This window comes from Hypericibacter sp., from assembly GCF_050729195.1.
In the GTDB taxonomy this organism is placed as follows: Bacteria; Pseudomonadota; Alphaproteobacteria; order Dongiales; family Dongiaceae; genus Hypericibacter.
The window spans coordinates 1-13,704 of record NZ_JBOHKS010000009.1 but is presented as its reverse complement, the minus strand read 5'-3'; the positions used below and the strand labels follow the sequence as shown (position 1 = coordinate 13,704).

The window sequence follows — 13,704 nt, the reverse complement described above, 5'->3', positions numbered from 1 at the left end:
GAGGTTGCCCGTCATGAAGGACGACCGCGGCGAGGCGGCGAAGAGGATCGCTTCGGCAACCTCCTCGGGCTGCGCGACGCGGCGCAGCGCGGGGTAGGTCTCCCACACCTTGCGCGTCGCGGCGGGGTCGGGCGTGGCCTCGAGGCTCTGGCGCATCATGTCGGTCTCGATTGGGCCGGGGCAGACGCAGATCGCGCGTACGGCCGGCGCCAGCTCGATCGCGAGTGCCTTGGTCAGGCCGATGATGGCGCCCTTGGTGGCACAATAGGTCGAGATGCCGGGATAGCCCAGGATGCCCGCGTCGGAGCTGATATTGACGATGACGCCGCGCCGATCGCGCAAGGGCTCGAGCAAGGCCCGCGTGAGGATCCAGGGCGCCGTGACATTGATCGCGAAGCTGCGCTGCCAGAGCTTGAGATCGACCTCGGGGATGGCGCCCTCGAGGAACACGCCCGCATTGTTGACCAGCACATCGACGGTGCCCGCCTGTTGCGCCAGCTTGCGGCAAGCCGCGCGGTCGCTGAGATCGGCGGGGAAGCCCTGGACGCGGCCGGGATAATCCTTGGTGAGGGTGGTGACGGCGCGCGCCACGCCATTGCCGTCATGACCATGGACCACGACCTCGGCGCCGCGTTCGAGGAAGAGCCGCGCCGCGGCGAGGCCGAGGCCGCGCGTGGAGCCGGTGACGAGGATGCGCTTGCCGGAGAATTCCATGATGCCCCTCACTGCCTTCCGGCGCTGCTGCCGCCATCGATGGCCAGCGCCGCCCCGGTCATGAAGCCCGTTGCCGGCGAACCGACGCAGAGCACGAAATCGGCGATCTCCTCGGGCGAGGCCACCCGCCCCATCGGATGATAGGCATTGAAGCTACGGTAATAGGCGGCCGGGTCGGGGCTGTCGTTCGCGCAGTCCCGCAACAGCTCCGTGTCCATCGTGCCCGGGCAGATCGCATTGACCCGCACGCCCTCCTTGGCGAGCTCGAGCCCCAGCGCGCGGGTCATCGAGACCACGCCATGCTTGGCCGTCACATAGGCGACATTGTTGGCGATGGCATGCAGCCCCAGCTCGGAGGCGATATTGATGACGCTGCCCTTGGCGGCCTTGAGCGAGGGCAGGGCGGCCTTCACCGTGAAGAAGCTCGCCCGCAGGACCACGTCGAGATGCAGGTCCCAATGGGCGTCGTCGGTCTCATCGATCGGGCGCTCGATATTGACGGCGGCGTTGTTGACCAGGAGATCGAGCCGGCCGAAGCGCCGGACCGCCTGCTCGACCGCGGCTTCCGGTCCGCCTGGCTGGGCCAGGTCGGCGGGAGCGGCCGCGAGCCGATCGCCGCCCCCGAGCTTTGCGATCGCCGCATCGACGGCATCGGCCGTGCGGTCGTTGATCGCGACCGAGGCGCCGGCCTGGTGCAGGGCCCGCGCGATGGCGAGGCCGAGCCCGCGTCCGGCGCCGGTCACCAGCGCCGCCTTGCCTGAATAGTCGATCTGCATGGGTCTATCCTCGATAACGGCTGAGCCTCAGCGCCAGAATGGTCGAACCGATGCTGAGCGCCAAGAGCAAGGTGGCGATGGCGTTGATGGTCGGGTCGAGCGAGGTCCGGACCAGCCCCCAGACCAGGGTCGGGAGCGTGTTGCCGGCGCCGATGGTAAAGAAGGCGATGACGAAATCGTCGAGCGAGATCGAGAGGGCGATGAGGCCGGCGCCGACGATCGTGGGCTGGATGATCGGGAGCGTGATGGTGAAGAAGGCCTGGAGCGGCGAGGCGCCCAGGTCGCGCGCGCTGTCGACGGCGCTCCAGTCGAAGGTGGCAAGCCGCGCATAGAGGATCAGAACCACGAAGGGCTGGGCGATCACGACATGGCCCAGCACCACGGTCCAAAGGCCCAGCGGCACGTCGAGGAAGCGCACGAAATAGCTCATCAACGAGACGCCGATGATGAGGGCCGGCATCATCATCGGGATGCTGAGGACGTTGATGAGGATGCCCGCCTGCCGCGGCTTGAAGCGCGACAAAGCGAGGGCTGCCAGGGTGCCGGTGACGATGGCGAGGAGGGCCGCAGCGAATCCTACCAGCAGGCTGTTCTCGAGCGCGGGCCAGAAGGCGTCCTTGGCGAAGAGCTTGCGGTACCAGTCGAGGGTGAGGCCTGTGAGTGGCAGGCTGGTGAGGGCCGACTGGTTGAAGCTGAACAGCACCACCAGCAGGAGCGGCAGTGCCATGAAGCCTGAGATCAGGAGGATCAGGCCGCGCCAGACGAGATCCGAAACCTGCTGGGCCTTCATCATGGCCGCAGGCTCCGCCGGAAGCCGGCGCGCAGGACCAGCACGATCGCTAGCGACAGCAGCATGGCCGAGAAGGACATGGCGGACCCTTGCGGCCAGTTGAAGCCGAGCGAGAATTGCAGCTCGATGAAATGGCCCATCATCGCCGCCCCGCCGCCGACGAAGCGCGGCGTCACATAGTCGCCGGCGGAGATCAGGAAGGCGAGGGTGAAGGCGATCACGATCCCCTTCTCGCATTGCGGCAGGATCACGTCGCGCATCACCGCCCAGCGTTTGGCGCCGAGGTCGCGCGCCGCCTCGATGGTGGCGGGGTTGATGGCGCGCAAGTTTCCGTAGATCGGCAGGATGGCGAAGGGCAGCAGGAAATAGGTGAGGGTGATGATGACGGCATTGGTGTTGTAGAGCAGCGCATCGACCGGCTGATCCACCAGCCCCAGCTCCATCAGCGCCTGGTTGAGGATCCCGTCGCGCCCCAGGATGCTCTTCCAGGCATAGATCTTCACCAGATAGCCGCCGAAGAGGGTGATGAGGGCCAGGAACAGCAGCGGCCCCTCGAGCCTGCCGGCCTTGAAGCGCACCGCATAGGCGAAGCCGAAGGCCAGGAGCGTCGTGACCGCGGCGATCATGAGCGCCACCGCCATGGTGTTGGCCATGGAGTCCCAATATTGGGCCCAGGTCGCGACATAGTTCTTGAAGGTGAAGTCGGGGCGCAGGATGCGCGACTTGACCGACCAGAAGCTGATCACGAAGAAGAACAGCAACGGGGCGACGAACACGCCCGCATAAAGGAGACCGGCCGGCAGCAGGGGCCAATGCTTTCGTCCCATGGCCGGCCGGTCCCTCTTGTCGATCGAGGCGCCGCCGATCAGGCCTTGGAGAGGCGCTGATACTCGTTCAGGAAATCGTCATAGGTGGCGGTGTCGTCCTTCGATTCCGAAGGCGGCACCGGCTGCAGTCGCGCCTTCTTCATGAAACCATCGATGTCGGCGTAGTTGTAGGACTCCGCCAGCTCCTTCGGCAGCAGCTTCACCGTGTCGAGATTGGTGATGCCGGCACTCTGCTCGGTCGCGAAGACGAGCTGGGGCTGCGGCGACAGGATGTGGTTGATCATCTTGTAGGTGAGCTCGGGATGGGGCGCGTCCTTGGGGATGCAGAGGCAGTCCATGAACATGCCCGTGCCTTCCTTGGGGATCGTGTATTTGATGGTCTTGCCCTTGGCCTGGGTCCAGACCGCGACCGCTTCCCAGCCGATCGCCGAGACCGCCACCTCGTTGCGCGCGAAGGCGTCCGACATGTCGCCATAGGTGGCGAAGAAGGCGCGGGCATGGTTCTTCTTGATGTCGATCAGCTCGTCGATGACCTTGACCATCTCGGCCTTGGTCAGGATCGTGCCCATCGGCTTGCCGGTGACGACCGTGCCCCAGATCAGCAGATTGCCGAGCGGGTCGTCGACCATCGCGACCTTGCCCTTATATTCGGGCTTCTTGATGTCCAGCCAGCTGGTCGGCACCGCCGACACCGCCGCAGGGTCATACATCAGCGGCAGCGAGCCCCAGTTCCACGGCACGCCCTGCAGCTTGCCCTGGTAATGGATCGCGTCCTGCTTGATGAATTGCGGGATCAGCCTCGGCAGCGGCTCGATCTTGGATTCGTCGATCGGCTCCAGGAGCCCGCCCTCGGCCATGATCGGCAGGTAGCCGAAATACATGGTGATGATGTCGGTCTTGCCGATGCCGCCGGCCTGGAGCTTGGTGATGATCTCCTCGTTGGAGGAGATGAAGGTCGGCTGGAAATCGATGTCGTTGTCGGCGAGGAAGGTTCCGCTCTGGATCGGCGTCTCGTAGCCCTGCCAGCCCATCCAGGTCATGGTGGTCTTGGCCCAGGCCTCCTTCGGTGCGAGCGCGACGGCGCCCAGTCCCGCCACGGCGGCGGCGCCCACCCCCAGCGCGCGGCGGCGCGAGAGCGATGAACGCAGCGACAATTCCAGCATGGCCCGTTGCGACGCGGTGAGATCCTTCATGGTTGCGGCCTCCCAGCCTTCCCTGTTGTGTCTGCGCCCCGATGCCCGAGCGGTTGACCGCCTTATTGGCTTCCGGAATTTCATCCCAGGGGCTTCACCCCGAGCCGTGAAATGTTTCCGAAATACTGGACGCGATTGCAGGCTATTGGAGCATAGCGGGCGCCTCCGAGACAACGGGCCAGATGGCGAAGCCCGGATGTCGGTCCAGCGAGGCTTTGGGGAGGCCGCGGTGAGGCGGAAGGTCTCGAGCGGGGAGAGTGCCCGACGCTATCCCGCGGATTTGGCGAAGTGCAGCACGCGGGCCTGCTGCTGACGCTGCTCTTCGAATTCCTTGCGATAGAGTCCCCGAGGCTGCTCGTAATAGCCCACGCGGGCCAGTTGATAGACACCAGCCTTCTTCAGGTCGGCGAGGCTCTCCGCCATCTTGAGGGCCAGCAGATTGGGATTGACGATCGTCACCTCCGGCTTCGCCTTCTGCGTCATCAGATAGCGCTGATAGCAGGCCGCGACGATGGTGCAGCCCATGATGATGGTCTCGGCGCGCGTCTCGGCGAGCACCTGCTTGGAGACGGCGATGGTGTCGAGCGCCACCTGCTCGGGGTTCTTGATCATGTCCTTGACCCACCAATTGACGCAGCGCACGCCGCGGCAATTCCCGCCGAGCCCGTAGCTGCGAACCATATCCTCGAGATAGGGCACCGCCTTGTGATGGTCGGTGACGACGGTGTAGCTGTGGCCGAAATAACCCGCCATCTGCATCGAGGCCTCGAGCGGCCCGATCACGGGAATGTCGACCAGCTCGCGCGCGACCCGCACGCCGGGATCGTAGCAGCAGCCCACCACGACTGCGTCGAAACCGGCGGCCTCCGACTGCATCACTTTCTCGAAGACCGCCGTCTCCATCAGATGCTTGTTGTAATAATAGTCGATGTTGGGCGGGCAGTTATCGAGGCTGCTGATCACCAGCTCCGTGCCTTCGCCGGCATAGGCCATCAAGGTTTCGGTGATGATCGAGTCATAGACCGAGGTGCCGAACGGATTGATGAACTCGATTCTGCGGCTCATGGCGGTTCTCTCCCTTGCGGCGGCTGTTTGCGGCCGTCTCTACCAGCGCCCATGCGATTCGCGATTGACCCGCAACGCCGGGCGGTCGAGGCGGAATTGTGCGAGATCGAAATCCGTCGTCTCGCCGGACAGGTGCTGGGCGATCATCTTGCCCGAGAGCGGGCCGGCAAGATTGCCGAAGACATGGCCGGCATTGATGATCAGTCCCTCGATTCCGGGGGTGGGGTCGAGGACCGGCAGGGCGTCGGGGGTCTCGGGCAGGAGCCCGGCATAAACCCGCTCGATGGCGAGATCGCGGATCGCCGGCAGGTTCTCCGCCAGCACGGCCAGCGTGAGCGCGATGCCCGCCACCGTCGGACGGTCGTCGAGGCCCGGGAAATCCATCGGGCAGCCGAGGCGGATCCGTCCGTCCTTCTTCTGGGCCGCCAGCTCGAGAAACTCGAGGCCCGGGAACTGGCGCTCGATCGGATGCCAGGCGCCCTCGTCGCTGTAGTCGGGCAGTTCGCGGATATAGGCATATTGCTTCACCGCCGTGGGTCCGTAGAGGAGGGGCTCGAAGCGGAACGGCGCGGGCTCGGTCTCGACCACCTGCAGGCGCATGGCCGAGATCGGCAGCGCCATGCCGAGCGGCTCCAGCAGCTTGGGCGACCAGGCGCCCGCCGCGAGGATGACCTTGCCCGCGGGGATCGTTTCTCCCCCGGCGGTCACCACGCCGACGCAGCGCTGGCCTTCGATCGCAAGCCTGGCGATCCGGCAGTTCGATCGGAGCTCGGCGCCCTGCCGCTTCGCGGCGGCCACCAGCGCGTCGACCAGCTTGGCCGTGTTCTGATGCGCGTCGAGGGGATTCCAGCTGGCGCCCAGGACCTTCTCGGAGAGGATCGGGCAATGTTCCCGCGCGGACTTGCCGTCGATCAGTTCCATGGGCAGGCCCGCAGCCCGCCGCTCGGCGACGAAGGCCCGGAACAGCGGCAGCTGGCGTTCGTCGGTGAAATAGATCATGCCGCCGCTCGGCCGCATCTCGAAATCGTCGAGCTCCTCGCGCAGTTCGTCGGCAAGCCGGCGACCCGCGAGCCCTAACGCCATCTGGATGCCGGCCTTTCGCGTGTGCAGCCATTGGAAGCCGGGGTTGCGTCCCGAGGCGCCCCAGGCCGGCGCCTCGCCTTCGACCAGCAGAACGCGAAAGCGCTTCCTGGCCAGGAAATAAGCCGTCGCGGCGCCGACGATGCCGGCACCCAGCACGATGACGTCGTGGGCTTGACCCCCCGGAGCGTTCATTTGCTCGGACCCTCGAACCAGTTCTTCAGATGGAATTCGCTGCGCGTATCGATGCAGAGGCGCTTCCAGGAGAGATATTCCTCGACGCCCGCCATCCCCAGTTCCCGGCCCAGGCCGGAATGATGCCGGCCGCCGAAAGAGGTCTCCACATGCCGGATGTAATGGGTGTTGATCCAGACATCGGCCACGTCGAGGCGCCGCGCGAGCCGAAGCGCGCGGTTGATGTCCTGCGACCAGACCGACCCGCCAAGGCCGTAAGGCGTGTTGTTGGCGATGGCCAGCGCCTGGGCCTCGTCCGCGAAAGGATGGATCACGAGCACCGGGCCGAACACTTCCTCCCGCGCCACGCGCCCGTCCACCGGACCGCCGACCAGCACCGTCGGCGGCAGAAACAGCGACGATTGATCCGCCGGCACGCCGCCGATGACGGCCCGGGCGCCCTCGGCGATTCCGAGCCGGATATAGGAGACCGCCTTGTCGTACTGCTTGCGCGACGCCATCGGCCCCACCAGCATGGTGGGATCGAGCGGATCGCCCATCGGCAGTTTGCGCGAGCGCTCGACGATTCCCTCCACCACCCGGTCGTGAAGGCGCCGGTCCACCACGAGGCGGGTGCAGGCGGTGCAGGACTGGCCGCCATACATGAAGGCGCCGTAGGTAACGGCGTCCAGGCAGCGCTCGAGATCGGCATCCTCGGTGATGATGGCCGGGAACTTGCCGCCGCATTCCAGCGACACCTTGGCCAGGCGCCTGGCCGCGCGCTCCATAATGCGCATGCCCGTCGCCGTGCTGCCGGTGAAGGAGATCTTGTCGACGCCCGGATGATCGACCAGCGCATCGCCCGTGGGCTGGCCGGGACCGCTCAGCAGATTCACGACCCCTGGCGGAAAGGCGCCGCTGTCATGGACCGCCTCGATCAGGGCCGCCGTCGAGGCCGGCGTGATCTCGGAGGATTTGACGATGGCGGTGCAGCCGGCGGCCAGGGCGGCGCCCAGCTTGCGCACCGCGAGATCGACCGGATCGTTCCAGGGGATGATGAGCGCCGCGACCCCGGCGGGCTCGGGCAGCACCATGTCCCAGATCTCCGGGACCGTCGAGCCGGTCACGCTGCCTTCTAGGAAGCGCGCGGCGCCGGCGAAATAGCGCAGCTTGTCGACGGCGCCCTCGACCTCGCGCGCCATGTTGACCCTGACGGGCTTTCCCATCTCGCGCGCGATCAGCTCGCTGATCGGGGCCGAGCGCGACTCCAGCATGTCGGCGAGCTTCAACAGGGCCGCGGCGCGGACCGAGCCCTTGGTCCAGCGCCAGCCGCCCTCGTTGAAGGCGCGCCGTGCCGCCGCCACGCTGGCGGCAACGGCCGCGGCGTCGCTCACCGGGGCGCGGGCGACCTTGGCGCCCGTGGTCGGATTGAAGCTCTCGAAGGACGGCCCGTCGAAGCCGACCCATTGGCCGTCGATGTAATTCTTGACCTCGATCACCGGGCTGTTCCTCTGGAATCGCGAATGGCGCCGGCCGCTGTGTCGATGCCGGTGTGAAGTTCGGCCTCGCCAATGATCAGCGCCGGCGACAATTTGATGACACTGTCGTCATAGCCGCTGCGCCCGACGATGACGCCGCGCTCGCGCGCCAGCTTCACGGCGCGCGCGGCCCAGGCGGCATCGGCGAGCTCGGCCGCATACCACAGGCCTTGGCCACGGACCTCCCGCACGCCCTCGACATCCGCAAGCGCCGCCCTGAAGCGCGCGAGGCCTGCCGGTCCGATCGAAGCCGCGCGGCCTGGCAGTTGCTCGTCGTGCATGACGCCCATGGCGGCGACCGCGGCCGCCAGGTTGAGATTATTGACCAGGAAGGTGGAGGTATAGGAATCGGGGGGCCAGGTCATCGCATCGGCGCGCCCCATCACCGCGGCCGTCGCCAGGCCGCCGCCGATGCCCTTGCCGACCGTCATCAGATCGGGCGTCACGCCGCTATGCTCGATGGCCCAGAAGCGGCCGGTCCGCCCGCAGCCGGATTGGATCTCATCGACGATCAGCAACGCGCCTTCGCGATCGCAGAAGGCGCGCAGGCGCGGGAAGAAATCCGCCGGCGGGATCACCACGCCGCCATTGCCCTGGATCGGCTCCAGGATCACCGCCGCGAGGGGACGCTTACCGGGTCCGGGCAGATCCTCGAGCGCGCGCATCGTCAGATCGGTGGCGGCGTCACCATGGCGGAGCGGGTAGGGGAAGGGAACGAAGGGGCCGCCGGCGGGAATCCCCAGCGCGTCGCGATAGCGCGCCTTGCCGGCGAAGCCCGCCGTGCCGACCGATCGCCCGAAATAGCTGCCGGCGAAGCTCACGATGACGCCCTCGGGTCGCCGGGTTCGCGCCAGGAGCAGCGCCATCTCATTGGCCATGGCGCCGGTTACCGCCGGCAGGAAGCGATCGAGACCCGGGGGCGCGATGCTGGCGAGCGCCTCGTAGAACTCGGCCCTGACCCGGGAGGGATGCGCCGAGGGGCAATGCATCAGCGTCGTCGCCTGGCGCTGGATCGCCTCCACCACCCGGGGATGGCTGTAGCCGGTCGCGGCGACCGCGAAGCCGCCATAAAGATCGAGATAGCGCCAGCCGTCGGCGTCCTCGACATAGCAGCCCTCGGCCTTCTCCCAGACGAAGGGCGGATCCTCGGAGAAGGTCCGGAGCCCGCCGCCCTCGAGCTTGCGCAGGCGCGCGACGATGTCGCTGGCGCGGCTCACACCAGGATCCTGCCGTTTTCGGCGATGACCTCGCCGTCGACCTCGATGCGCACGTTCAGGATCATGCCGTCGAGATGGACGTCGCTGGTGACCTTGCCGCCATAGCCGGCGGCGGAATCGCCCAGCGCCATATGCGCCGTGCCCAGCTTCTTCTTGACCTCGGTGATGCCGCCGATCAGCCGCGACATCGGATTGATGCCGATGCCGAGCTCGGCGATGTTGCGCGCGTTCTTGACGCCTTCGATATGGGCTTCCAGCGCCAGGGCTTCGACGCCGCCTTCGAAGCGCACGGCTTCGCCCTTCTCGACGATCCAGGTGATCGGCTGGGCCAGCCGGCCGATATCGGTCATCACATGCTCGATCACCACGCGTCCCTCGGTGGTGCCCTCCAGAGGCGGCAGGGAAACCTCGCCGCCGGGATAGGCCGACACCTCGCCGCGGTTGCGGCAGACGCCGGTCAGCCAGCCGACCGGCTTGCGGCCCTCGATGACCATTTCGACGTCGGTGCCCGCAGGTGAGGTGACATGGGCCCGCTTGCCGCGCGCGAGCCGGTCGCGCAGCCGCTCCGCCAGCTTCCGCAACTCGAGGAAATCGGCGGTCATGGCGCCGTTCATCCAGCCGTCTTCCTCGAAAGGCGCGTTGAAGACGCCGCGCGCGCCGGCGAGCTTGGCCAGGTTCTTCGCTTCGATGTGATACATCGACCGGCTCGCGGCGGCGATCACCACGTCGGCCTTGACCATGGCCGCGGTGATCGGTTCCGGCGGCTCCATGCCGCTCTTCGCCCGAGGCGTCATCATGACGACAACCGGATCGGCGCCGATGCTGTGGGCGGCGGCGGCGAGCATCTCCGGGATCGAGGGGCTCGTCCGGGTGTCGACCACGATCACCACCTTTTCCCCGGGCTTCGTCCCCATGTAGTCGGCGATGACGCGATAGGCGGTGCGGGCGACTTCGACGGTCTTCGACAAAGCATGTCTCCTCAAGGGGCAGCCGAGGCGCCGCTAGGCAAGGGCGCTGAAGTCTGATATTATAAATCATATCAAATATACGATTTCAAGCGATGAACCAGAGCCTGCCGGAAAACCGCCCCTCGACCGCCGCAGCCACCGCCCTGGCCGCGGGTCGTCTGGCGCTGGCCGAAAGCTTCCGTCTGCACCGGCCGCGCGGCGCCTTCTGCCATGCGGGCTGGTGCCAGCAATGCCGGGTCACGCTGCCCGACGGCCGCATCGCGCTCGCCTGCCGCACGGCCGTGCTGCCACGTCCGCTCCGGTCTGGTTGGCGGCAGTTGCTCGGACGTTGCGCCGACCGGCTTCCGCCCTGGTTCTATGAAAGCCGACTCCTACGGCCGCGCGCGTTGCGCCAGTTCTATCTCGAGCGCCTGCGCCATCTCTCCGCGGCCCCGGCGCTGCCGCGGACACCGGCGCCCGTTGCCGGCCGCTGGCATGAGCGAAGCTGCGAGGTGCTGGTGGTGGGCGGCGGTCTTGCCGGTCTGGCGGCGGCGCGGGCCCAGCGCGCAGCCGGTCGCGATGTGCTGCTGGTGGAAGCGGAGGCCGGCCTCGGCGGACGGGCTCGTTTCCAGCCGGCGATGATGGAAGCGCTGGCAAAGGCTGTGCCCGATGAAGGCCCGCATCTGCTCGAGACGCTCTGCGTCGGCCTCTATGAGCAAGCGCGGCAGGCGCTGCTGATCGGTCCCGACGGTCCGACGCTTCTCGCGTTTCGGGAGCTTGTCGTCGCGACCGGCGCCTATGACCGGCTCCCGGGCTTTGCCGGCAACGATCTTCCGGGAATCATCGGTCTTCGCGCCTTCGAGCGTCTGGTCGCCACGGACTCCATCCCGCGAACCTGGCGCGTCGGCCTCGTCGCCGACATCGCGCATGCGGTTGCGGCGTTGGCGACCGGCGCCCGCTTCGCATGGGTTGCCGGTCCGGGCGATCTGCCGCGAACGCAGGGCCCGAGCTTTCCGCGAGCGACCTTGCTGGCCGCTGAAGGACGGGGCGCCGTCGCCGCCGTGCGGCTCGATCCGGGCGGCCGGCAGCCCTGCGATCTTCTCGTCATCGGCTTCAGCCAGCCGAGCTACGAGCTGCAGATGCAGGCCGGCCAGCAAGCGATGCTCGCCGGCTCGCCGTCGGTGGTGCTGACCGTCGGCGACGCCGTCATCCCGATGACCGTCGTCGGCGACGCCGCCCTGAAGCCGTCGTCGTCCGCGCGCCTCGCCGCGGCATCTTCGTCGCGCGCGTTCCTTTGCCTCTGCGAGGATGTGCGCCGGCGCGATGCCGAGGCCGCCATCGCCGACGGCTTTGCCGACGTCGAATTGCTGAAGCGTCGGACCGGCGCCGGCACCGGCCCTTGCCAGGGGAAGCTCTGCCATGGCGAGATGCTCGCCTGTCTTGCCGAGGCGGGCCGGCCCGTGGCGCTGCCGACCGTGCGTCCCCTGCTGCGGCCGGTGACCCTGGCCGAGCTGGCCGCGAGCGAGGAGCGGTCATGACCGTCCGGGCCGACATCGTCATCGTCGGCGGCGGCGTCACGGGCTTGGCGCTGGCGGTGGAGCTCGCGCGGCTGGGCCGTCGCGACATCCTGGTGCTGGAGCGCAGCTTCACCGGCGCCGGGGGCTCGGGTCGCAATGTCGGCCGCATCCGGGCCATGCAGCTGACCGAAGAGCTCGCCCGATTCGCCATCGCCGCCCAGGCCAAGCATGCCGCCCTGGCCGACGAGCTTGGCGCCAACACGCTTTTCTGGCGCGCCGGCTATGGCTGGGTCCTCTATGAGGAGGAGGAAGTGTTGCGCATGGCGGAGGTGCGCAACATGCTGCGCGGTCTCGGCCTGAAGCCGAGGCTGCTCGGCTCCGCCGAGACGCTGCGCCAGCTGCCGGTTCTCGAAGGCGGCGAGCGGCCGGCGGGGTCCCTGATGCATGACGATGCCATCGTCCATCACGATGCCGTGCTCTATGCCTATCGCGCCGCCGCCAGGCAGCGTGGCGTGCGGCTCATGGAGCGGACCGAGGTGCTGGAGGTCCTGCGGCAGGGCGACGAGGTCGCCGGGGTCCGCACCGCCGCGGGCGAGATCCGCGCCAGGACGGTCGTCAACGCGGCGGGCGGCTGGTCCGGCCGGTTCTCTTCTTTGGCGGGGGTTCGGATTCCCAACACCCCGCTGCGCCGCGAGGCGCTGGTGACCGAGGCCGCCCAGCCCTTCATGCAGGCCGCCATCACCTTCTATCGGCCGCAGGAGGGCTGGTTCAACCAGACGCTGCGTGGCGAGCTCGTGGCCGGCTGCCTGGCGCCGGCGGAGGAGCCGGGCGTCAACCTCGCCGCCACCGCGCGTTCCCTCGGACGCACGGCCCGGACCATTCTCGCCAAGGCACCGCGCCTCGGCCATCTTCGGGTGGTGCGGCAATGGGCGGGCGTGTACGACATGACGCCGGATCGCAAGCCGCTGGTCGGGCCCGTGGCGCGTCTCAAGGGTTTCGTCCAAGCCAATGGCTGCAACGGTCGCGGCTTCCTCCTGGCACCGCTGCTCGGCGAGCTTCTCGCTCGCTGGCTCCATGACGGCGAACGGCCGGCCCTGCTGGCCGGCTTCGACGCCAATCGGTTCGAGGGCCGCGAGGATATGAAGGTCGAGGCCGGAGATTACTATGCCGGATATGCGGCGGGAGGTAAGCGATGAACGATCTTGCCAGGCGGCCCTTCGCCACCAAGAGCGAATGGGTCTATGAGCAGCTTCGCCAGCGGATCCTCGCCGGCAGCTACAAGCCCGACGACCGGCTGCGCCTGACCGAGCTCGCGCGCGAGTTCGAGATGAGCGAGATGCCGGTGCGCGAGGCCCTGCGCATGCTGCAGCGCGACGGCCTCATCGAGATGCACAGCCATCGCGGCGCTTCCGTCGCCAACCTCTCCTGGGCCCGGGCCGCCGAGATCGTCTCGGTGCGCATGCATCTCGAGGTGCTGGCGATGCGCGAGGCGGCGCCGGGCCATGACAAGGCCTCCCTGGCCGAGCTCGGCAAGATCCTGGACCGCATGGACCGCGATCTCGCGGCGGGCTCGGCCGCGCGCTTCAGCACCGGCAATCGCGAGTTCCACCGCCGCCTCTACGAGCCCGGTACCAATGCGGTGCTGAAGGAGGAGATCGCCGATCTCTGGGACCGCGTCTGGCGTGCCCGGGCTCAATCCATCTTCGAGGTCGATCGCGCCCGCATGGGGGCCGCGCAGATCGAGCATCGGGCCATCCTGGCCGCGCTCGCCAGGAACGATCCCGACGCGGCCGTCCTCGCTGCCAGCCGTCATCGCGACCGCACGCTGCAGTCCTGGGACAACATCGTCCGGGCCCAGGCCAGGGC

At 67.8% G+C, this 13,704-nt stretch carries 13 protein-coding genes; 3 read left to right on the top strand and 10 right to left on the bottom strand.

Annotated elements, in window-relative coordinates:
• From ACREE8_RS00510 to ACREE8_RS00465, 10 genes are all read right to left on the bottom strand, one after another.
• Nucleotides 1-714, bottom strand: a 714-nt coding sequence (locus tag ACREE8_RS00510; RefSeq protein WP_431571012.1) for an SDR family NAD(P)-dependent oxidoreductase, incomplete at its 3' end; no start/stop codon positions are given.
• Nucleotides 715-722: 8 nt separating this feature from the next.
• Nucleotides 723-1,490 (bottom strand): SDR family NAD(P)-dependent oxidoreductase, encoded by a 768-nt coding sequence (locus ACREE8_RS00505; RefSeq protein WP_431571011.1) that lies wholly within the window; start codon nt 1,488-1,490, stop codon nt 723-725.
• A 4-nt stretch (nt 1,491-1,494) separates the two neighbouring features.
• Nucleotides 1,495-2,283: an ABC transporter permease gene (locus tag ACREE8_RS00500; protein ID WP_431571010.1), complete on the bottom strand. Its 789-nt coding sequence runs from the start codon at nt 2,281-2,283 to the stop codon at nt 1,495-1,497.
• Complete coding sequence (locus tag ACREE8_RS00495) at nt 2,280-3,107, bottom strand: ABC transporter permease (protein ID WP_431571009.1); 828 nt, start codon at nt 3,105-3,107, stop codon at nt 2,280-2,282. Before ACREE8_RS00495 ends, ACREE8_RS00500 begins: the two co-directional genes overlap by 4 nt.
• Before the next feature lie 38 nt (nt 3,108-3,145).
• Nucleotides 3,146-4,300, bottom strand: a complete 1,155-nt coding sequence (locus tag ACREE8_RS00490) for an ABC transporter substrate-binding protein (protein ID WP_431571008.1) — start codon at nt 4,298-4,300, stop codon at nt 3,146-3,148.
• A 267-nt stretch (nt 4,301-4,567) separates the two neighbouring features.
• Entirely contained in the window at nt 4,568-5,365 is a 798-nt protein-coding gene (locus tag ACREE8_RS00485) for an aspartate/glutamate racemase family protein (RefSeq protein WP_431571007.1), read from the bottom strand.
• Between the two features lie 39 nt (nt 5,366-5,404).
• Nucleotides 5,405-6,640, bottom strand: coding sequence for an NAD(P)/FAD-dependent oxidoreductase (locus ACREE8_RS00480; RefSeq protein WP_431571006.1), 1,236 nt, complete (start codon nt 6,638-6,640; stop codon nt 5,405-5,407).
• On the bottom strand, nt 6,637-8,118 hold the full coding sequence (locus tag ACREE8_RS00475; RefSeq protein WP_431571005.1) for an aldehyde dehydrogenase family protein: 1,482 nt from the start codon (nt 8,116-8,118) through the stop codon (nt 6,637-6,639). The genes ACREE8_RS00480 and ACREE8_RS00475 overlap by 4 nt, the downstream gene beginning before the upstream one ends.
• The gene (locus ACREE8_RS00470; RefSeq protein ID WP_431571004.1) at nt 8,115-9,374 is read right to left on the bottom strand and encodes an aspartate aminotransferase family protein; all 1,260 of its coding nucleotides are present in this window, start codon (nt 9,372-9,374) and stop codon (nt 8,115-8,117) included. Before ACREE8_RS00470 ends, ACREE8_RS00475 begins: the two co-directional genes overlap by 4 nt.
• Complete coding sequence (locus ACREE8_RS00465) at nt 9,371-10,342, bottom strand: aminopeptidase (RefSeq protein WP_431571003.1); 972 nt, start codon at nt 10,340-10,342, stop codon at nt 9,371-9,373. Before ACREE8_RS00465 ends, ACREE8_RS00470 begins: the two co-directional genes overlap by 4 nt.
• A 92-nt stretch (nt 10,343-10,434) precedes the next feature.
• Here ACREE8_RS00465 and ACREE8_RS00460 point away from each other — a divergent pair, with 92 nt between their 5' ends.
• From ACREE8_RS00460 to ACREE8_RS00450, 3 genes are all read left to right on the top strand, one after another.
• Entirely contained in the window at nt 10,435-11,859 is a 1,425-nt protein-coding gene (locus tag ACREE8_RS00460) for an NAD(P)-binding protein (RefSeq protein WP_431571002.1), read from the top strand.
• Nucleotides 11,856-13,034, top strand: coding sequence for an NAD(P)/FAD-dependent oxidoreductase (locus tag ACREE8_RS00455; RefSeq protein ID WP_431571001.1), 1,179 nt, complete (start codon nt 11,856-11,858; stop codon nt 13,032-13,034). Before ACREE8_RS00460 ends, ACREE8_RS00455 begins: the two co-directional genes overlap by 4 nt.
• A partial coding sequence (locus tag ACREE8_RS00450; RefSeq protein ID WP_431571000.1) for a GntR family transcriptional regulator occupies nt 13,031-13,704 on the top strand: 674 nt, incomplete at its 3' end. The genes ACREE8_RS00455 and ACREE8_RS00450, both read left to right, overlap by 4 nt.